Here is a 20,227-nt window from a genome sequence, read left to right as displayed (position 1 = left end):
CTCGTCGTTCTAGGTCGCCCCGCATGACTGTCAACGTGCCACACCCGCTCCGTGTCGTCGCCGTCTCCGGCGGGCTGCAACGTCCCTCCAAGGCCGTCGCCCTGGCCGAGCATCTGCTGGCCTTGATCGCCGACGCAGTGCCGTGCCAGCAGCATCTGGTCGAACTCGGGGCGTTGGCGCCGCAGTTCGCCGGTGCGCTCTGGCGTTCGCAGCTGCCCGCAACGGTGGAGCAGGAACTTGCAGCCGTGGAGCAGGCCGACATTGTGGTGGTGACCACGCCGGTCTATCGCGGTTCCTTTACCGGGTTGTTCAAGCACTTCTTCGACTTCATCCATCAGGATGCCTTGATCGACACGCCCGTGCTGTTGGCGGCCACCGGCGGCAGTGAACGCCATGCACTGGTGATCGATCACCAGTTGCGGCCACTTTTCAGTTTCTTCCAGGCACGCACCTTGCCGCTGGGTGTCTACGCCACCGACCGCGACTTTCTGGACTACCGCGTGCACAACGAGGCCCTGGCCGAGCGCGCCAAGCTGGCGGTGCAGCGCGCACTGCCGCTGATCGCTTTGACGCAGCAGGCAAACGCGATCGCCGCGGAAAAAAATGCCGCAGAAAAAAACGTGGCCGCCGCCTGAGGGCCATTCGGCCCAAGGCCGGCCGCAATGCCTCTTGCCGGCCACAGGATCAGCCGGCGATCGCTTGCCGATCCGCATTCCCGGCGTCCCTCCAGCGCGCATCACTGCCTGTGCAGGGCCACGCGCTCGTCTCATCTCGGAAACAAGGCGTCAGCTCGCAATGACTCAAGAATTCACCTTCGGCATCAAGAGCCTCCGTTTCGACGAGGACTACCGTCCCGCGGGCAATACGCGCAACACGACGAACTTCGCCAACCTGGCCAGGGGCGAGCGTCGCCAGCAAAACTTGCGCAACACGCTTGCGATGATCAACAACCGCTTCAACGACCTGGCGCACTGGGATAACTCAAGGCGCGACCGCTATGCTGTGGAACTCGACATCATCTCGGTGGAGATGATGGTTGCCGGGAGCGAACGGGGCGACGAGTTTCCGTTGATCGAGATACTGAAGACCAACATTCTCGATAGAACGACCGGTGCGCGCATCGATGGCATCGCAGGAAACAATTTTTCCTCCTACGTACGCGACTACGATTTCAGCGTGTTGCTGCCGGCCCACAATCAGGACCGGTCCGCATTCGGCATTCCGGACGATTTCGGCAGCCTGCATGGACAGTTATTCAAGCATTTCGTGAACTCGGACGCGTACAGCGCGCGTTTCGCCAAGCCGCCTGTCATCTGCATCAGTGTCTCCAGCAGCAGGGTCTATCACCGGACGGGAAACCGGCATCCCATCCTGGGCATCGAGTACCGGCAGGACGAGTTGTCATTGACGGATCGGTACTTCGAGAAGATGGGCCTGACCGTGCGCTACTTCATGCCTGCCAACAGCGTGGCCCCGCTGGCGTTCTATTTCTTTGGCGACCTGCTGGGCGATTACAGCAATCTCGAGCTGATTGGCACCATCAGCACCATGGAGACGTTCCAGAAGATTTACCGGCCGGAAATCTACAACGCCAATTCCGCAGCGGGGGCCATCTACCAGCCGAGCCTGACGCATCAGGACTACTCGGCGACCCAGATCGTCTACGACCGGCAAGAGCGCAGTCAGCTCGCGGTGACGCAGGGGAAATTCACCGAAGAGCACTTCATCAGGCCCTACGGACATCTTCTCGCGCAGTGGGCCTCCGGCCACGCGCTCTGATCAACCAGAACCCAAGACATCGCCCATCATGAACAAGCTGCTCCCCACCTCCACCGCCGGTAGCCTGCCCAAGCCTTCCTGGCTCGCGCAGCCGGAGAAACTCTGGTCGCCCTGGAAGTTGCAGGACGACGAACTGATCGAAGGCAAGCAGGACGCATTGCGCCTGTCGCTGCAGGAACAGCAGCACGCCGGCATTGATATCGTCAGCGACGGCGAACAGACCCGCCAACATTTCGTCACCACCTTCATCGAACACCTCAGTGGTGTCGATTTCGAAAAGCGTGAGACCGTCAGGATTCGCAATCGCTATGACGCCAGCGTACCGACCGTCGTGGGCGCGGTGAGCCGCCCCAAGCCTGTCTTCGTCGACGATGCAACGTTCTTGCGCCAGCAAACCCGGCAGCCGATCAAATGGGCGCTGCCCGGCCCCATGACGATGATCGATACCCTCTTCGATGCGCACTACAAAAGCCGCGAAAAGCTGGCATGGGAATTTGCCAAGATCCTCAACCAGGAAGCCAGGGAGCTCGAAGCTGCCGGCGTGGATATCATCCAGTTCGATGAGCCGGCCTTCAATGTCTTCTTCGACGAGGTCAACGACTGGGGTATTGCCACCCTCGAACGGGCGGTCGAAGGGCTCAAATGCGAAACCGCCGTCCATATCTGCTATGGCTACGGCATCAAGGCCAATACCGACTGGAAGCAGACCCTGGGCTCGGAGTGGCGTCAGTACGAAGAGTCGTTTCCCAAGCTGCAGACATCCACGATCGACATCGTCTCGCTGGAGTGCCACAACTCGCACGTGCCGATCGATCTGATCGAACTCGTCCGCGGCAAGAAGGTGATGGTCGGCGCCATCGACGTGGCAAGCAACACGATCGAAACACCGCAGGAAGTGGCCGATACGCTGCGCAAGGCGCTCCGCTTTGTCGATGCCGACAAGCTCTACCCGTCCACCAACTGCGGGATGGCGCCTCTCGCCCGACACATCGCGAGAGGCAAACTCTCTGCCCTCAGTGCAGGCGCAGAGATCATTCGTGCAGAACTGGCAGCGCGGTAGCGCGCTGGTGCTTGCGTTGATCGGCAGCCGGGGGAGTGGGGCGAGGCGCGCTCCATCCTGCCGAAGCAACGGGTGACCGATATCGGCGACGCAACAATATCGCGCCCCCGCACACGCGGGCGCGATGTCTTTCATCGGGTTGCAGGACGCGATAGTTGATCTGCAACTGCAACCGCAGCAGGTCGCCTTCGATCAACGGAAACGGTGCGGCCGAGACGTCGCTACGCTTGATCTTCGCGTACGCCAACACCAGCTCCAGCGCGTCCATCGATTGTCATGGCACAGCGGCTCCCACAGCGTCCGGGCGTAGGCGCGGCGCATTGGGGGCGAACCACCTGGTCATTGCCTGCGGCGTGCACGTCCACGTCGTCGGCCTGATGACAGCGCGCCATCGCGACGTAGCCGGCCAGCGGAGCGCGCGCGTTGAGCGTGGCCGACACAGTGCCGACGCTGAACCTGCGTACGTCACTGCGTCCCGCGCAATTGCCTGCGTTGCATGGCATGGCTACAGTTGCGGGGTCGAAAGAGTGCAGGCCGGATGGTAGCCCGGTCATCCATCCGATCCGGGTGGCAAGCTCTCCCGCTGAGGGTATCCGCGACACCGAGACCGGCATTGCCGGAACGAGGTGTGCCCGGTGATCTCTCACGACCCATCATCGGCGCGCCTCCACTGACCCTGGAAGGATATTGCGCATGCAACTCACCTCACACACCCTCTTGATCACCGGCGGTGCCACCGGCATTGGCTTTGCGCTCGCTCGCGCGCTGGTGGAGCAGGGCAACACCGTCATCATCTGTGGGCGCAGCGCCGCGGCGTTACGCCAGGCCAAGGACACGCTGCCAGCGTTGATCACCCAGGTCTGCGACATCACCGACACGGCGAGTCGTCGTGCACTGGTGGACTGGTTGCAGGCACACCATCCGCACTGCAACGTGCTGATCAACAATGCCGGTGTGCAACAGCATCGCGATTTCACCGGCACCGATGCTGCGGCCCATCTCGATCAGGAAATTGCCATCAACCTGACCGCGCCGATCCATCTGATTGCCGAGCTGCTGCCGTTGCTGCAGCAGCAACAGCACGCGGCCATCATCAACATCACCTCGGGGCTGGCGTTCTCGCCGATGGCCGATGTGCCGGTGTATTGCGCCAGCAAGGCGGCGCTGCACTCTTTCACCCTGAGTCTGCGTCACCAGTTGAAAGGCAGTACCGTGCGCGTGATCGAGATCGCCCCGCCAATCGTCGATACCGGGCTAGGTGGCGGCACGCGCAGTGCAGGGACCGCAGCGCGCACCATGATGTCTGCCGAGCAGTTTGCGCAAGAGGCCATTGCCCAGCTGGAAGCCGGCAAGGACGAGGTGCTGATCGGGATCTCGGCCGACACCCGTCGGTTGGGTGACGCCTTGTTCGAGCGGATGAATCACCGCTAGGTTGTTGGGTGATGTCGCTGGTGGTTGTTGCATGTTGCACAACGCCACCAGCGACGTCTTGGCGACGATGGCGATTGGTGTCGCCGCTGCAGGTCAAGCGCTCAGCAATCGCTCTGCTTGCATGGATTGCCAGCGCTAGCCCGCCATTGCTTCACCAGTTGGCGGCGATTGCGTTGATACTGCTCCTGCAGATAATCGATCCTGTCGATAGAGTCTGCGTGGAAGATGCGGAAATCGCCGCACGCTTCGCACCACGCGGCGATATGCCACCGTGCGTCGACCAGGCCCAGCATGATCGGCCAGATCGTGCGTTCCGACATCACCCCGGTCTTGCTCGTATAGCCGATTCGCAACTTGCGTTGCGCATGCAGCGCCTTGCGGATTTTTCCAAGGTCGACGATTGCTTCTGGCCGCCGTGCCCGGCTGATGTACAGCACGTTGTCGTCCAGCGCCAGGCGCACCTCCTGCGAGATCACCCCGTCGAGTTTTGCCAGTGCGTTCTGCACTGCCTGCGTCATTGCATCGTCGCTCTGGCTGCTGACCCACTGCGCGCCGGTGACCAGCGCGCGGATTTCTTCCTCGGTGAAGGAGAGCGGCGGAAGCACAAAGCCTGGTCTCAGGATGTAGCCCACGCCCGCTTCGCCTTCGACATCGGCACCCATCGCCTGCAAGGTCGCAATGTCGCGCCGGATCGTGCGCAACGAGACGCCAAGCTCTTGTGCGAGCGTGCTGCCGGACACGGTTCCCCGGTGTCGACGCAACACTTGCAAGAGATCGAACAGGCGCTGGCTACGCGACATGTCAGTCCATTCTGACCAGGCCCTTGCCCGGACGTTTCTGGCCGGATTCAAGGGTATTCATCAAGCCGATGGCACCTTCCAGCGGAACGATCTCGCCGATCGGCAGGCCGAAGGTTCCGGCTTCCGCAGCGCTGGCGAGGTAAGCCAGGATGGCACTGGACGGCTTGCCGATCACCAGCTTGAAGCGGCGGTCCATCACGGCGCGGACGAACTTTCCCAGGTCGGGTTCCAGATCCAGGAAGCTGCCGCGCTTGTCGCGTAACAACGCCAATCCCGCAGCAGCTTTCATGACGGCCGAGGTGTCGAAGATCACGTCGAAGCGCTCATGGATGTCTTCCGGTCGGGTCACCCTGTAATCGTAGACCTGTTTCAGGCCCAGCGATCTGGCCCGCTCCATCGACCCCGCGCTACAACTCCCGGATACGGTTGCACCCAAGAGCTGCGCCAGCTGCACCGCCGCTTCGCCCACCGCGCCGGCGCAGCCGTTGACGAACACATGCTGGCCTTTCTTCAGCGCCGCCTTGTCGACCAGACCATTCCACGCGGTGACCCCGGGTGTACCCAGGCACGCAGCGTTTTCATAGGAGACGTTATCGGGTTTCTTGACCAGGCTCTCTTCGGTGGTGATCACCGCTTCGCCCAATGCGCCGCACTCCTTGAAGCGCGCCAGGCCGAACACCGCATCGCCGGGTTTGAAGCGGGTGACGCCTTCGCCCACCGCGAGCACCACGCCCGACAGATCCATGCCCATCGCACGTGGAAAGGTCCGCCCGGTCACGATCTTCATGACGCCGTTGCGCATCTTCCAGTCGACCGGGTTGATCGCGGCGTACTTCACCTTCACTGCGACCTGGCCTTTTGCCGGCGCAGCAAGCGTGAACTCGGCCAGCTGCATGACGTCCTGGCCACCATATCGGTTGTATTGAAGACGCTTCATTGGCGCAGTGCTCCGGTGGCAGCGGCACGTGTGGACGTGACCTTGCAGGCGAGAAGCACGTGTCGTCGGTCCACTGGGTTGCCGGGGTGGGCGGCAGGTCCGGTTCGGTGGCCAACAAAAGGCCGGCCAGCGTTGCGGAACACAAACGTGACCGGACGCGAGGGCATCAGTGTGGGCGCGTGGGTATCGAGCGCGCTTGAAGCTGCAGGGTCGGTCGGGCGGGAGCGGCTGAAGATGGTCACCAGGACATTCCTCGGAGTGGGCGCCCAGTCTAGGAAGCGGTGGTGACAGATTTTGTCACCATGCTTTTCGCCAGATCGCTGGTGCGCAACCGCCGTCGCTAGCGCCGGCATCGGGTGACTTGACGGCATGCCCGCGCAGCCCGACCCGCGCGAGCCGACCTCGCCACTCGGTCTGTCAGACAGCCGCACGCGCTGCCAGGCCAGCGCTCCATCGAAGCGAGCGACTGCCATTCCCGTTCCCTTGTCTGTGCTGTCGCGGTGCCGCTGGGTCCTGAAAGCGGGCGGCGCCCCGTGTTCTACCGCTCGTCGGACAGCCGCCGGTGCGGCTTCCATCGCGACCGATCTTATGTATGATGACCATCATGAAAAAGACCTCGTCACGCTCCCGCGCATCGTCAGGCCGCAAGGCCGACAGCCATGCACGCATCGTCGAAGTCGCTGCGCGTGCGATCCGGCGCACCGGCTACGACGGCACCGGCGTGGCCGACATCATGAAAGAGGCCGGCCTGACCCACGGCGGCTTCTACGCGCATTTCTCTTCGCGCGATGCGCTGCTTGCCGAGGCTGCCGACCATGCCGGCGCGCAGACGGTGGCCAACTCTGCGCAGATCGCTGCCGCCGTGCCGCCGGAGCAGGCGGCGCAGGCACTGATGCGGGCGTATCTGTCCGATGGGCACGTCAAGAACGTCGAATCCGGCTGCCCGATCGCCGCGCTGGGTTCGGAGATGCCGCGTCAGGCACCGGCGGTGCGCCAGGTGGCGACGCGTCGCATCAAGGAAATGATCGACCTAGCCGCGCGCCAATCGCCGGACTGGGGAACGCCGCAAGCGCATGCACGTGCGCTGGTGACCGTCTGCGCCATGGCCGGCACCTTGATGCTGGCGCGTGCCGTGGACGACCCCGCATTGTCGGCCGCGATGCGTGAGGCGGCACTCGAGCACTTCGGCGCAGCCTGAGCAAAACGCTCAGGTTGATCGTTGTTTAAAAATATGATGTTCGTAATATTTTAGACGTACAGATCGTAGTCCGCCGCAGCCGCGGCTCTCCACCACCACCGCGTGCGACGGCAGCCCCTCAATGGCTTGCCGGCACCCATCACTCGAGACAGAGACACCCATGAACAGCAAGATCGCACTCGTCACCGGAGCCTCCTCCGGTATCGGCGAAGCCACCGCCGCCCACCTGGCCAAGGCCGGCTACACCGTCTATGGCACCAGCCGCCGCGGTGGCCGCTCCAGCACGCCCGGCGTGCAGATGCTGTCGCTGGATGTCACCAACGACGAGTCGGTGGCCACCGCCATCGATACCTTGCTGCGCAAGGAAGGCCGCCTGGACCTGTTGGTCAACAATGCCGGCTTCAGCGTTGCACCGGCCGCGGCAGAGGAGAGCTCCATCGCGCAGGCGCAGTCGGTGTTCGACACCAACTTCTTCGGCACCGTGCGTATGAGCAATGCGGTGATCGGCCAGATGCGCAAGCAAGGCAGCGGGCGCATCCTCAATATCGGCTCGGTGCTGGGGCTGGTGCCGATTCCGTATACGGCGATGTATGTGGCCAGCAAGCACGCCGTCGAGGGTTACAGCGAATCGCTGGATCACGAATTGCGCGATTGGGGTATCCGGGTGTCGGTGATCGAGCCGGCCTACACCAGGACGCCGTTCGACGCCAATTCGTTGCAGCCGGATGCTCCGCTGGAGATCTATCGGGACATGCGCGCGCATCTGGCCGCACACGTCGCACAGGTGATGCAAAAGGCCGATGCGCCCAGCGTGGTGGCCGAGGTGGTGCTCAAGGCAGCGCAGGATCCGCAACCGAAGGTGCGCTACACCGCCGGCAAGGTGGCCAAGCAGATGAGCCTGCTGCGTCGCCTGTTGCCCAACCGCATGCTCGGCAATGCGCTGCGCAAGGAACTCAAGCTGGATCAGGTTGCATCTCCAGCCCGCGCCAACGGCTCGGCTGCTGCCGGAGCACGCGCATGATGCACACGATTGATCGCACCGATGCCAAGATGTGGGCACGCGCCTGTGGGGAACACGCATGAAAGCCGTCATTGTCGACCAGTACAAGAAACATGGCCTGGTGCGCATCGGCGAGATGCCGATGCCCCAGCTTCGCCCCAACGATGTGTTGATCAAGGTCAGCGCCGCCAGCCTGAACCCGCTGGATGCCAAGGTGCGCGATGGCGAATTCAAGATGCTGCTGCCGTTCAAGACGCCCTTCGTGCTGGGTAACGATGTGGCCGGCGTGGTGACGCAGGTCGGCACCGCAGTGCGCGATTTCGCAGCTGGCGATGCGGTGTTCGCCAAGATCGAACCCGGCCGCATCGGTACCTTGGCCGAGTTCGTGGCGATCGATGCAGCGGTGGTCGCGCACAAACCGGCCAGCCTGAGCATGGAGCAGGCCGCATCGTTTCCGCTGGTCGGCCTGACCGCCTGGCAGGCGCTGGTGGAAACCGCCGCGCTCAAACCGGGTCAGAAGGTGTTGATCCATGCCGGCTCCGGCGGTGTGGGTACCATCGCGATCCAGCTGGCCAAGCATCTGGGAGCGTACGTGGCTGCCACCACCAGCACTGCCAATGTGGAGCTGGTCAAATCGTTGGGTGCCGATCTGGTGATCGACTACAAGCGGCAGGACTTCCAGGCGCTGGTGCGCGATTACGATGTGGTGCTGCACAGCCTGGATACGCCGACGCTGCTCAAGTCGCTGCAACTGCTCAAGCCCGGCGGTGTATTGATTTCGCTGACCGGCCCGCCGACGCCGGCATTTGCGCAGCAACTTGGCCTGGCGTTTCCGCTCAAGCTGGTAATGCGCCTGCTCAGCCGCAAGGTGCGCGCGCAGGCCAGGCAGCGGCAAGTGTCGTACACCTTCCTTTTCATGCGCGGCGACGGCCCGCAGCTGCGCACGTTGGCGGGTTTGCTCGACAGCGGCGTGCTGCGCCCGGTGATCGATACGGTATATCCGCTCGCACGTGCGCAAGAAGCGCTCGCGCAGGTGGACAGCGGCCGCGTCAAAGGCAAGGTCGTGGTCACGCTGTAGCAGCGGCGATCGCGTGGTGCTGCCTTATCGGTGACAGCGATAAGGCCGTGCTTCGAAAACGATAACGGGGTGGGCAGGGTGCCCACCCCGTTTGCGTCTGCGCTATGTGCGGAGTGAGCGTTTGCAATAAGAGGGGCCTTGGCGCCTCGCACCTAAGTGGATGAGCCAGGCCTCAGCTCACTGCCGCACATAGCGCAGGTGCGTGGCCGCAGGTCCATCAAGAACCTTGTCGATACGAAATTGTGTCGCGGGCTCGCCAAGGTGTTCGAACAGTCGTCGTCCGCCGCCGAATAAGACCGGTGCCAACGCAATCTCCAGCTCGTCGACAACGCCCAAGCTCAGATACTGCTGGATCAGATCCGCTCCACCGGCAATTCGAATATCACGGCTGCCAGCCGATTCGCGAGCCAGTTCCAGCGCATGTTCCGGCCCGTCGTTGATGAAGTGGAAGGTCGTTCCGCCGGGGCGCACCCAGGGCTCGCGTTTCTCGTGGGTCAGCACGTAGACCGGTGTGTGGAACGGAGCCTCCTCTGGCCAGGCAACCTCGCCTTGGTCGAACATCCGCTTGCCCATGATGTTGGCGCCGATACGCGCGAAGGTGCTGCGGACCAGGTCGTTGACCAGGCCGGTGTCACCACCCGATGCGAGCTTGAGCACGTTCTCGCGGAAATACTGCGTTGTGATCAGCCAACCCATCATCGCGCCCCACTTGGCTCCCCAGTTCTTGTGCTCGGGATCGTCCATGGTCATCCCTTCCGGCGCCATGTAGCCATCAAGGCTAAGGCCGATGCTGACGAATACCTTGCTCATGATTTCACCTGTGACGCGTCTGAGGGCAGCAGAACATCCGAATTCATCTCGACCCGCTAAGAGCGGCTAATAAACCGAAGCGAGCAGTCGTCAGCTGGGTGTGGACGGCGCGTTCAGAACCGGATTGTACGCGTGGTACCTGCCGCGCCGAATATCGGCCGCGCTCGCCTGGCGGTGAGCACAGTCCTTTTGTTAGCTGCTCTTAAGTTGCGTCTGCTTGCATGCATTGTTAGTCCCCACCATGCGCAGTCTTCGCCTGGTACAGCGCTGATGCAACCACATCTGCAGGCCAGTGGTCTTCCGTTACGGAAGATAGAAATCACCAGAAACGCGATGCGTCGTACTCCAACGCCTGCGCATGTCGGCGGGTTGCCAACCGCTCCATGCCTGCGTCCTTGTGGCGTGCTGCACGGTGTCGTTACCCGCGCCTTAGGGGGCTAACCGCAAACGAGTTGCTGCCGCTGATGCCAAGTGCGCCCGGTAGGGCCGGCCGCAGCGCAACGATCCAGCACTGGCCGCAGCGCCATCGCGCGGTGCGGCATGTAGACGTGCATTTTGAAACGCGCAACGTGCAACACCCGCAGTGACCGCCGATTCGATGGCCGCTGCGGGTGTCGTGTGGTGTGACCAGCAGTGATGCCGTGCATGCCTTCAAATCCATCCAATCTCGCGATGGGTTTGAAGCCCGGTTGCGGGCCTCACCACGCAACCCGGTGCATGGCGCTTACCGACGCCGACCGCGCCCGATTGCCGGGGCGGTCGTTTTGTCTGTCGCGGTTACTCGGCCCAGGGCTCCAGCACTACCTTGCCGGTGGTCTGGCGACTTTCCAGCAATTGGTGCGCCTGCGCGGCCTGCGACAGCGGCAACACCGTGCCGATTTGCGGGGCCAGCTTGCCGGTCATGATGAAGCCCATGATTTCGCCCAGCACCTCCTGCAGCAGTCCGGGCTGGGCCTGGTAGCCGCCGATGTAGAAGCTGGTCAGCGTGTGGTTCTTCAGCGTGAGCTGCCAGGGGTCGATCAATGCAGTCTTGCCGCTGGACTGGCCCAGAAACACCATGCGCCCGAACGGTGCCAATGCCGCCAGGCCTTCGCCCACACTGTCGCCGCCGGCACTTTCCAGGATCACATCCACGCCGCGTCCATCGGTCAGTGCCAGCACCTGCTCGGACCAGCCGGGTGCGGTGTAGTCCACCGACGCATCGGCGCCCAGGCGTTCGGCCAGTGCGCGTTTTTCCGGCGAGCTGGCTGCAGCGATCACCTTGCCGGCGCCATAGAGTTTGGCCAGTTGCACCGCGAACGAACCCACACCGCCGGCCGCCGCTTCGATCAATATCGTCTCGCCCGGTGCCAGTCGCGCGGCTTGCCGCAACGCGATACCGGCAGTAAGCCCATGCGCGACCACTGCGGCGGCCTGCACCGCGCTCACGCCCGGCGGCAACGGCACCACCAACGCGGCGGGGAAGGCGATGTATTGCGCATAGCCGCCCACGCCCGGCGTGGCCAGCACGGCCATGCCCACCTCCAGCCCGGTGACGCCTTCGCCGAGCGCGGCGATCGTACCGGCCACCTCGATCCCGAGGGTGTACGGCAGTGGCGATGCCTCGATGTAATCGCCGCGTCGACGCATGACGTCGGCAAAGTTCAGGCCGACCGCTTCGATCTTGATCAGCACTTCGCCATTGCCGGGCTGCGGCTGCGGAACTTCTTCATAGACCAGCACGTCGGTGCCGCCGTGCTGGTGAAACCGTACTGCCTTCATGATGCATGCTCGCTGGGTCAGGGGGCCGAATGGCCAGAGACGCCTGCCGCAACCAGAGTGCCGGCAGGAGATGTTGTCCCGGGGAGAGGCTGTGCAGCCGGTCGTCGCGGGATGCATCACAAGGTATATTCTATAAACCTGATGTCAATCAGGCACCACTTATCCACCAGGTATCCCACGAGACACTTGCAATGAACACAGCGATGCTGCAACCCGCTTTCAAATTCGATTGCCCAGGCCGTGAGACGTTGGAGCAACTGGCAGACAAATGGTCGGTGATGGTGCTGGCCTGCCTGCTGGTGACGCCGCTGCGTTTCAACGCGATCAAGCGCAATCTCGAAGGCGTTTCGCAAAAAGCCTTGACCCAGTGCCTGCGTCGGCTGGAGCGCAACGGCATCATCGTGCGCACGGTCATCGTGCGCTCGCCGATTGCGGTGGAATACTGCATCACTCCGCTCGGCCTGCGTCTGAAAGAACCAATCCAATTGCTATGCGCCTGGACGCTGGATAACCAGCACGCGATCGAGCAAGCGCGTGAGGCATTCGACCGCGAAGCAGCGTAAGCGTTGGTCCCGAGACAGGCGACAGGACGCGCTTGCGTTGCGATGTGCACCTCAGTGGCAGACAGTCACGCTGCGATGCTGGATGACACCGGCATCGCAGCGCACGCAGTGGCGCACGATCCGCGCTTGCACCAGCCTGGCACGCGCGGACAACCGCAAGGTAGTGCAGTGCTTACACCGTGTCCTCGACATGTCGCTGCCGCACAAAGGGTCGCACAGCGCGATGTCTTGACGTGCAACAACCGCCACTGCCCTCAACGTTGTGCAGGCATCGCATTGCAGGGGCGTACCAGCACATCTGCACCACAACACGCAGCATCGTTATGCAAACGCCCCGCACAGGGCGGGGCGTTTGCAGTCGTAGCACCGCAGCGTTGCATCACGCCCACTGCTGCGCTGGTGCGCGCGGCGTGGCCGCGGATGGCGTGACTCAGTAGTTGACCTGCAACTGCAAGCGCAGCAGATCGCCTTCCACCACCGGATACGGCGCCGTGGTGACGTCGGTGCGCTTCATCTTCGAATACGCAAACACCAATTCCAGCGCGTCCATCGGCTGCCATTCGACGCCGGCTTCCACTTCGTCCAGGCGCATGCGCGGCGCATTGGTGTCGAACTTGGAGCCGCCGCGGTAGGTCTGCCATTTCAGGTACGGCAGCAAGGTGCCGTAGTTGAAGTCGTGCTTGAACATCGCCTGCACATACCCGCCGCTCAGCGAGCGGGTGCGGATGCGGCGCTGTGCCACATCCAGCTCCGGTCCGCGGCCCACCGTCCATTCGGCCTGCAAGCCGAACGGCTGCGGGTAGTAAATGACGTGCGCGGCAACGCGCTGGTCGGTATAGCCGTTGGGGTCGGTGATGGCCGGGGTGAAACTGCGGCCACCGATGTTCACCGCTGCCGCAGTCGGCATGAACTTGCCGGCGTAGGCATCGGCGCCCACTTCCAGATACTGGCCGTTGGCGAATTTGAATGGGTAGGTGGCGTGCACCACCGCATGCATGCCGTCGTTACGCTCGGCGCGGTTGGCGCCCTGGCCGTTGTACACGCCCGCGCCCAGCACGCCGTAATCGCCCGAGCCTTTCAGACCGGATTTGACCAGGTCCTGGAAGCGGCCCTTGGCCACGGTGGGGCTGTAATAGAACACCGCACCGATATCGCGTTCGTCGCGCAGGCCGGAGTTGAGCGCGTCGGCGCGATCCAGGGTGAGGCGGTTCTGGCTGGACTGCAGGTTTTCCCAGCCGTACGGCATCTTCGACTGACCCACACGCACGCGGTACTCGCGCTTCTTGTCGAAGAAGATATCGGCGTAGGCATCGCGCAGCTGCGCGAAGTTGGAGGTGGTCGAACCAGTCGGGGTACTGGCGAAATCCGGCTGGAAATACAGCGACACGTGCTCGTTGAGATCGCCGCTCAGCACCAGGCGCGCACGCCGGATGCCCAGGCTCTGGTCGTTGCCGATGAAGCGATCGCCCGGCGCACGCAAGTCTTGCGCATCGCCGCCAATGCCCTGGTTGTAGCGGATCTGGGTGTAGCCACGCAGGCTCAGCTTGTCGTACCACTTCTTGCCGACATCGCCGGCCTTGGCCGGTGCGGCGGCTGGCGCCGGTGCAGGGGCGGCCTGTGCGATGGCAGTGTCGGCCGGCACGGTTGCGCCAGGTGCCGGAGGCAGCGTCTGTGCCGGCGCGGCAGGCATCGCCGATGCGGGCAGCTTGCCGTTTTCGTCCACCTGCACAAAGGTGCCCAGCTTGTCGCGCCCGGGTGCCGGCTCGGCAAAGATCTGCTTGGTCTTGCGGTCGACGTACAACTCCAGCTCGGCGGCCAGCGTGCTGCCGCTGGCGGTCGCGCTGAGGGCGCACAGGACGGTGGCGAGATTGCGTTTTTTCATGGATCCGGCTCGGCAAGGGAAACTGGGCGGCGGTGGCGTGGCCGGTCGAAGCGCCCTGGCATAGGGCGCGTGCGGCCGGACGCCGGGCACCGTCATGGCGCTCCGCACTGCTGCCGTAGCAGCGATAGGGTGCAGTTATATTTAGGTTTGATGTCAGTTTGGTGACATCCGGGCCGTTATCCGACGGGCGACTGTGTCAACCGCGTGTCCGGTAGATGTCAGTCCGGCGACGCGAGCTGTGTCGAGAAGCGGTGGCGGCCCTGCTATGGCGGGGCCCCTGGCGGCCGTAACGTATGCACTGATTCTTGCGTGGCCCACCCGCCTGAGCAGGCGCTGCGTGCAGCGATACGCCTGGCACGCACGTTGACCGTGACGGTCGAACAGTCGAACAGTCGGCAAGATTGAGGAATGCGCTCGTCGAGCGGGGCTGGTGGCACCTCGCCAATGACAGCGGCTAACAGAACCGAGCGAGCGCCTGTCAGTGAGTGCAGGGTCGAATGCACGGTGCCCTCATCGCTCGCGGGACACGCGGTGAACCCGTCCCTTGGGGCTCGGTGGCGGCATCCGTGCCGCGCAATCGGCAAGGACACGGCGTCACGCCCGGCCAGCGCTATCGCCGTGCGCAGTCAGTCCGCACCGAGCGCGTCATCTGCAGCGCACGGGCACAGGCCAAAAAAAACGCCACACCCGACGGGCATGGCGTTGCTTGTCTTCACCGGCCGCCACACGCATCGCTGCGTCTCGCGGACGGCCGGACTCCTTGGCTCAGGCTGCCGGCTGTGCCGCCGCCAGCGCCGCCGCCACGGTGTCGCGCCATGGCGTGGTGGGGCGGCCGATCAAACGACTCAGGGTGTGGCTGTCGTCGAACAGGCTGCCGCCGCGCGAGGAGGCCGAGCACTGCGCCAGCACCTGCGCAAAGCCGGCCGGCACGCCCACCTGCACCAGCGCCGCGGCGTAGTCGGCTTCCGGGAGGTCGTGGTACACCACCGGCTTGCCCGCCAGCTGCGATAGCTCGGCTGCGTACTCGGCCATCGTGAAGGCGGTATCGCCGGCCAGCTCATAGACCTGCCCGGCCTGCGGCGCATCCGATGCCAGGACCGCTGCGGCAGCTGCCGCATAGTCGGCACGTGTGGCGGTGCTGAGCTTGCCCTCGCCCGAGCTGCCCATCGCCCCGCCGTGCGCCACTTCGGCCGCGATCGAGCCAGTGTAGTTCTCGGTGTACCAGCCATTGCGCAGCAGCACATGCGGCACGCCGCTTTCGCGCAGCAGCGCCTCGGTGACCACATGTTCTTCGGCCAGCGACAGCGTGCTGGTGTCGGCACGCAGGATGCTGGTGTAGGCGAGCAACTCCACCCCGGCGCGCTTGGCCGCGTCGATCACATTGCGGTGCTGCTCCACGCGTGCGCCCACCGCGTTGGACGACACCAGCAGCACCCGGCCGACGCCCGCAAAGGCCAGGTCCAGGCTGTGCGGGTCGGCGTAGTCGGCCTGACGCACCGTGATGTCGCGTTTTGCGAACTCGGCAAGTGACGCAGTATCACGGGCCGTTGCTACGATGCGGCTGGCAGGCACATGTTCCAGAAGCGCGTCGACGACCAGTGCACCTAGCTGTCCGCTGGCGCCGGTAACAAGAATCAGGGGGGAGGCATGTGCCATGTGGAGCTCCAATAGGTTTAGAGAAGAGGTTTGGTCTAGTATCTAGACCTTGTGGTCAGCGAGCCTATTGTCAGGACCGCCCGGTCCTTCGCAAGGAGGCAGTTTTACTCCCCCTGGTTACTGTGAGATACCCCCGTGAATGCGATTGCCTTGTTCCCACCGCCGCCGTCCCTGGAAGGCCCCTTCGATGCCACCAAGTGCCCCGTGCGCGATGTGCTCGATCAGATCGGCGACAAGTGGACCTTGCTGATCCTGTTGACGCTGATCCCCGGCCCGTCCCGCTTCAGCGCCATCCAGCGCGCCGTGCCGGACATCTCCAAGCGGATGCTGACCCAGACCCTGCGCAACCTCGAGCGCAACGGCATGATCACCCGCAAGGTCTACGCCACCAAGCCGCCCAGCGTGGAATACGCACTGTCCAAGCTTGGCGTCGCCCTGCTCGGCCCGGTCTCGCAACTGCTCAACTGGGCAGGCGAAAACCATGCCGGCATCCGCGCCGCACGCGAGCGCTTCGATCGCGCCCAACAGCCGTTGCCCGCGTTGGATGCCGACGAAGCGATGGCGCATGCATAGGCGGGCTTACCCGCGCTGACGGCCGGCGCGGTGTTGGTGGCGTGGAAACGATGGTCGTCGCCACGCGCGTGTCTGTGCGGTTGGCATAGGCAGTCCGCCCGCCGCTCCGATTGCCCGCCGTGTTGCCACCGCTGACGTCCGGTGGCGCACGGCAGGCGGTCGGGGGTGTTGCGCCGATGAGCTCACGGCCGCCGAGCTGGAGTGATCCGGCAAGTTGCGGAGGCGTGGCGATGCCACCTCGCCCGTCTCGGCGGCGTTGACGACCTGCTGCGGGCAGCTGCAATAGTGTGAACTTGTGCTCACAAAATCGCGTTTCAGCTAAATGCCTGATCGCCGCGGGATGGGTAGATTCGATGGCAAACGCTTGCAGCGCAACGGCCAAGCTCCCGCCTATCGCTCCCATCGCAAACTTCAATCGCAAGCTGGCTCAAGCGCACGCAGGCGCGTCCGATAAGGGCTCACCTTATCTCGCGAAGCCACTCCTCTATGCCTGTGCTCGGCAGCCTGTCTTGTGCATCGCGACGTACCCTGGGCATCGCCCTGCTCGCACTATGGTGCGGCTGGATTGCCGTGGCCTGGACAACTCCGCGCGCGCAAGCCGGTGATCTGAGCAGTGCCTGGGCACAGGTGCAGGCGGGCCTACCGGCCGCACAGCCAGCGCCAATGTTGATCGGCGTCGTCGGCGCCTGCGCCTGCACCGATCTCGCATCAGACCACGCCTGGGCCGTGCTCAGCGCCGCCGTGCGCGCCCGCGGCGGCCAAGTGCGGCTGCTCGACAGCCCGGCACTGCAGGGCAGCGGCTACGCCGTGTGGCTGCTCGGCGCCGATGGTCAGCCGCGCTATGCCGGCCCCTCAGACGGTGGCGCGGTGTGCGGCACTGCGGGTGCGGCGGCGTGGTCGCGTTGGCTGCCTGAAGTTCTAAACCGCGCGGCAAGTGCCGCAGTGGTGTCCCCTTGTCCGTGTGCCGTGGAGTCGCTGTCATGATGGAACTGTCCGCATCGGCGCCGCCGACCTCCAACTACGCCACGCGTCTGGCCATCAAGGCCGACCGGCTGTTCCTGTGGTTGGCGGTGCTGCAGAGTGCCGGCTCGCTGGTCCTGGCCTGGAGCCAGGGCCAATGGACCACCTTCCTCGCCGTCACGCTGCCCAGCCTGCTGCTGATGGCCTGGCAGGTGCATGCAAACCCCGGCACGCGCCTGACCCGGATTACCAACGCGCTGGTGCTGATGGCTCTGGTCGCCGCCACCATCCAGCAAGCGCATGGTCTGGTGGAAATGCACTTCGGCGTGTTCGTGATCCTGGCGTTGTTGCTGTATTACCGCGACTGGCTACCGGTGGTGGTCGCCGCCGGCGCCATCGCCGTGCACCATCTTGCGTTCTACTGGCTGCAATCGCGCGGGATGCCGGTGCAGGCCTTCACTGTCGGCAGCGGCTTCGGCATCGTGCTATTGCACGCTGGCTACGTGATCGTGGAAACCGCCTTCGTCTGCGTGATGGCCATTCAATTGCGGCGCCAGGTCGATGCGTTGGATCACGAAGCCGATGCATTGGCGGAACTGGCCGACACCCTGGCGACCGGTGCCACCTTGCCGCCGGCGATCATGCAGCAGACGTTCCGCAGCGGGTCGCTGGCGCAAGCGCTGGTGCGGATGAGCGTGCAGGTGGCAGAACGCATCGCGCAGCAACAGCAGTTACTGCTGGAAAACCGCCGCATCCGTCTGGCATTGGACGCCTCGGCGATGGCAGTGGCCATCGTCGACGGGCAGGGTGCAGCCATCTACCGCAATCAGTCGTTCCAGCAACTGAGCACGCATGTCGATGCCGATGTCCTGGAGACCGCGTTGGCCGATGCAGTGCAGCTGGGGCATGCCACCGGCACCAGCAGAACGCGCGCCCTCGCTGCGCTGCAGCTGCAGGAAAACATCACGCCGGTGCACGATCATGACGGTAGTTCGCTGGGCGTGGTGGTGGAGTGGCAGGACCGCACCCAGGACCTGATGCTGGAAGAGCAGCTGGCAACCGTTATCGCACAGGCCACGCGCGGCGAACTGGGCGCGCGCCTGCACGGGCATGCCAACGGCGGCACGCTCGGCCAGCTGGCCGACGGCGTCAACCGCTTCCTCGCCATCACCGACGACAGCCTGCAGGACATGCGCCAGATGCTGGGGGCGATGTCGCGCGGCGATCTGTCGCAACGCATCGATCGCCCGTGCGAAGGCGTGTTCGAGCAGATCAAGCGCGATGCCAATGCCACCGCCGATGAACTGGCCCGCATCATTGCGCAGATCCGCAGCTCAAGCAGCGCGATCAATCATGCGGCCGGCCACATCCTCACCCGCAACGATGCGTTGGAGCAGCAGGTGCAGCGCCAGTCGGCCACGTTGGGCCACACCGCTGCCCAGATGCAGGCGGTGCTCGGCACCATGCAGCAACACACCGCCCAGGCAGCGGACGCGGACAAACTCACTGCCGCCGCATCGGAGGCCGCACGTAATGGCGGCGACACCATGCAACAGGCGATGGGCACCATGCAGCAGATGGAGCAAGCATCGCGCCGCATCCAGGACATCATCTCGGTGATCGACGGCCTTGCGTTCCAGACCAATATCCTGGCCTTGAACGCTGCGGTCGAAGCCGCGCGCGCTGGCGACGAAGGCCGTGGTTTTGCAGTGGTCGCCAGCGAGGTGCGCGCGCTGGCGCTACGCTCGTCCACCGCCGCCAGCCAGATCAAGATGCTGATCGGCGAGTCGGTCACGCACATGCAGGCAGGCGTGCAGCAGGTGCGCGACGCTGGCGAAGGCATGCAGCACATTGTGGCCACCATCGGCCAGGTCAGCAGCACGCTCAGCAAGATTGCCATCGCCTCGCAACAGGAGGCGGGCAGCATTGCGCAGGTGCATCACACCCTTAACGACGTGGATACCGATATGCGCGACGGCGTCACCCGCATGCAGGACGCCAGTGCTGCCGCACGCGCGATGGGCGATCACGCCGCACAGCTGGAAGATGCGGTGAGTGCGTTTGTTGCCGATGCATTCGATGACTGCGCCAAACGCGCTGCCTGAAGCGAACGATCCAGCCCGGCACCGTCGTCGGTGTCGGGCTGCAGCAGGGTCGAGCAAGCGCCGATCAGTAACGCAGACTTGCGAGTGGGTTGGCTTCACGAGACCTCTAGAGTGTGCGCGAAGCAATCGAATGCTCGTACGCCTCGTGCAAAAACGTTTTTATGGCTTCAAAATCGGCCCGTGTGTAGAGCTTCGCAATCTGAGTCACCTGCTTTCCATCTGTCACTGATTTAATGAACATCGCGTGGTCCACCCGTCGCCCAAGGTGGACAGCAAGGCGGATCGCGTCTGTCATGATGGTGGCGTCCGCAAAAACCTTGCAGCTGCGGAAGAGGACATACCGCTCCCGCGTGACACACTCCACTGCTCCAAGCGCGGTCATGAACGTCTCCAGCGCGGTATACAGCTCCACCAGATCGGCTGGCCTGCCGCGCAAGATCTCGCGTCGATCGCCTGTTCCGCACGCGTGGCGCTGATTCGTTCGAGTGAACTGGCGATTGCAGTTGGGGCATGCCCACACGCGCGTCTTCACCGATGAATGTCTGAATCAAGAGCGTCTAAGAACCTGTTCACGATCTTTTGAGTAATAGCGCCAGGAAGGCCAAATGGATGAACTGCAGGCTGGTGTTGAGTT

At 63.9% G+C, this 20,227-nt stretch carries 18 protein-coding genes, 1 other RNA gene and 1 pseudogene; 11 read left to right on the top strand and 9 right to left on the bottom strand.

The features are described from left to right. Positions 1 to 23: 23 nt before the first annotated feature. The 3 genes from msuE (at position 24) to VC212_RS20720 (ending at position 2,839) form a co-directional block, all read left to right on the top strand. Positions 24 to 635, top strand: a complete 612-nt coding sequence (gene msuE, locus VC212_RS20730) for an FMN reductase (RefSeq protein WP_323526803.1) — start codon at positions 24 to 26, stop codon at positions 633 to 635. Between the two features lie 160 nt (positions 636 to 795). Then, positions 796 to 1,779: a DUF1852 domain-containing protein gene (locus tag VC212_RS20725; RefSeq protein WP_311239168.1), complete on the top strand. Its 984-nt coding sequence runs from the start codon at positions 796 to 798 to the stop codon at positions 1,777 to 1,779. Between the two features lie 28 nt (positions 1,780 to 1,807). Then, a complete protein-coding gene (locus VC212_RS20720; RefSeq protein ID WP_323526802.1) occupies positions 1,808 to 2,839 on the top strand; it encodes a methionine synthase in 1,032 nt (343 codons plus the stop codon). Between the two features lie 151 nt (positions 2,840 to 2,990). Here VC212_RS20720 and VC212_RS20715 read toward each other — a convergent pair. After that, a pseudogene (locus VC212_RS20715) lies at positions 2,991 to 3,161 on the bottom strand (porin); the annotation flags it as partial. 371 nt (positions 3,162 to 3,532) lie between these two features. On the opposite strand from VC212_RS20715, the gene VC212_RS20710 reads away from it, so the two are divergent. Next, a complete protein-coding gene (locus VC212_RS20710; RefSeq protein ID WP_323526801.1) occupies positions 3,533 to 4,270 on the top strand; it encodes an SDR family oxidoreductase in 738 nt (245 codons plus the stop codon). 101 nt (positions 4,271 to 4,371) lie between these two features. Here the strand turns inward: VC212_RS20710 and VC212_RS20705 are convergent, their stop codons facing one another. Further along, the gene (locus VC212_RS20705; RefSeq protein WP_115552682.1) at positions 4,372 to 5,070 is read right to left on the bottom strand and encodes a YafY family protein; all 699 of its coding nucleotides are present in this window, start codon (positions 5,068 to 5,070) and stop codon (positions 4,372 to 4,374) included. Between the two features lies 1 nt (position 5,071). Then, positions 5,072 to 6,007 (bottom strand): NAD(P)-dependent alcohol dehydrogenase, encoded by a 936-nt coding sequence (locus VC212_RS20700; protein WP_323526800.1) that lies wholly within the window; start codon positions 6,005 to 6,007, stop codon positions 5,072 to 5,074. A 604-nt stretch (positions 6,008 to 6,611) separates the two neighbouring features. Between VC212_RS20700 and VC212_RS20695 the strand changes: the two genes are divergently transcribed. The 3 genes from VC212_RS20695 to VC212_RS20685 all read left to right on the top strand — a co-directional run bounded on the left by VC212_RS20695 (position 6,612) and on the right by VC212_RS20685 (position 9,283). Continuing rightward, the gene (locus tag VC212_RS20695; protein ID WP_323526799.1) at positions 6,612 to 7,205 is read left to right on the top strand and encodes a TetR/AcrR family transcriptional regulator; all 594 of its coding nucleotides are present in this window, start codon (positions 6,612 to 6,614) and stop codon (positions 7,203 to 7,205) included. A 160-nt stretch (positions 7,206 to 7,365) separates the two neighbouring features. Beyond that, positions 7,366 to 8,226: an oxidoreductase gene (locus tag VC212_RS20690; protein ID WP_323521067.1), complete on the top strand. Its 861-nt coding sequence runs from the start codon at positions 7,366 to 7,368 to the stop codon at positions 8,224 to 8,226. A gap of 58 nt (positions 8,227 to 8,284) precedes the next feature. Further along, entirely contained in the window at positions 8,285 to 9,283 is a 999-nt protein-coding gene (locus tag VC212_RS20685; protein WP_323526798.1) for an NADP-dependent oxidoreductase, read from the top strand. A gap of 177 nt (positions 9,284 to 9,460) precedes the next feature. Here the strand turns inward: VC212_RS20685 and VC212_RS20680 are convergent, their stop codons facing one another. The 3 genes from VC212_RS20680 to VC212_RS20670 all read right to left on the bottom strand — a co-directional run bounded on the left by VC212_RS20680 (position 9,461) and on the right by VC212_RS20670 (position 11,854). After that, positions 9,461 to 10,093 (bottom strand): dihydrofolate reductase family protein, encoded by a 633-nt coding sequence (locus tag VC212_RS20680; RefSeq protein ID WP_323526797.1) that lies wholly within the window; start codon positions 10,091 to 10,093, stop codon positions 9,461 to 9,463. 64 nt (positions 10,094 to 10,157) lie between these two features. Next, a non-coding RNA gene (locus VC212_RS20675) (sX9 sRNA) lies at positions 10,158 to 10,234 on the bottom strand. Positions 10,235 to 10,870: 636 nt separating this feature from the next. Beyond that, positions 10,871 to 11,854 (bottom strand): zinc-binding dehydrogenase, encoded by a 984-nt coding sequence (locus VC212_RS20670; RefSeq protein ID WP_115515064.1) that lies wholly within the window; start codon positions 11,852 to 11,854, stop codon positions 10,871 to 10,873. A gap of 191 nt (positions 11,855 to 12,045) precedes the next feature. Between VC212_RS20670 and VC212_RS20665 the strand changes: the two genes are divergently transcribed. Next, entirely contained in the window at positions 12,046 to 12,417 is a 372-nt protein-coding gene (locus tag VC212_RS20665) for a helix-turn-helix domain-containing protein (RefSeq protein WP_323526796.1), read from the top strand. Between the two features lie 430 nt (positions 12,418 to 12,847). Here VC212_RS20665 and VC212_RS20660 read toward each other — a convergent pair whose 3' ends face one another. Next, the gene (locus VC212_RS20660) at positions 12,848 to 14,299 is read right to left on the bottom strand and encodes an OprO/OprP family phosphate-selective porin (RefSeq protein WP_323526795.1); all 1,452 of its coding nucleotides are present in this window, start codon (positions 14,297 to 14,299) and stop codon (positions 12,848 to 12,850) included. A gap of 765 nt (positions 14,300 to 15,064) precedes the next feature. Continuing rightward, positions 15,065 to 15,955 carry an SDR family oxidoreductase gene (locus tag VC212_RS20655; protein ID WP_055853466.1) on the bottom strand — a complete coding sequence of 297 codons (891 nt, stop codon included), beginning with the start codon at positions 15,953 to 15,955 and terminating at the stop codon, positions 15,065 to 15,067. Positions 15,956 to 16,090: 135 nt separating this feature from the next. On the opposite strand from VC212_RS20655, the gene VC212_RS20650 reads away from it, so the two are divergent. The 3 genes from VC212_RS20650 to VC212_RS20640 all read left to right on the top strand — a co-directional run bounded on the left by VC212_RS20650 (position 16,091) and on the right by VC212_RS20640 (position 19,593). Beyond that, positions 16,091 to 16,528: a helix-turn-helix domain-containing protein gene (locus VC212_RS20650; RefSeq protein WP_115515067.1), complete on the top strand. Its 438-nt coding sequence runs from the start codon at positions 16,091 to 16,093 to the stop codon at positions 16,526 to 16,528. A gap of 570 nt (positions 16,529 to 17,098) precedes the next feature. Then, on the top strand, positions 17,099 to 17,512 hold the full coding sequence (locus tag VC212_RS20645) for a hypothetical protein (protein ID WP_323526794.1): 414 nt from the start codon (positions 17,099 to 17,101) through the stop codon (positions 17,510 to 17,512). Continuing rightward, positions 17,509 to 19,593 carry a methyl-accepting chemotaxis protein gene (locus VC212_RS20640; RefSeq protein ID WP_323526793.1) on the top strand — a complete coding sequence of 695 codons (2,085 nt, stop codon included), beginning with the start codon at positions 17,509 to 17,511 and terminating at the stop codon, positions 19,591 to 19,593. Before VC212_RS20645 ends, VC212_RS20640 begins: the two co-directional genes overlap by 4 nt. A gap of 106 nt (positions 19,594 to 19,699) precedes the next feature. Here VC212_RS20640 and VC212_RS20635 read toward each other — a convergent pair whose 3' ends face one another. Further along, positions 19,700 to 20,113 carry a DUF5655 domain-containing protein gene (locus tag VC212_RS20635; protein ID WP_323526895.1) on the bottom strand — a complete coding sequence of 138 codons (414 nt, stop codon included), beginning with the start codon at positions 20,111 to 20,113 and terminating at the stop codon, positions 19,700 to 19,702. Between the last annotated feature and the right edge of the window lie 114 nt (positions 20,114 to 20,227).

This window comes from Xanthomonas sp. WHRI 8932A (assembly GCF_035012785.1).
Classification (GTDB): Bacteria; Pseudomonadota; Gammaproteobacteria; order Xanthomonadales; family Xanthomonadaceae; genus Xanthomonas.
This window is presented reverse-complemented; position numbering and strand designations above follow the sequence as displayed.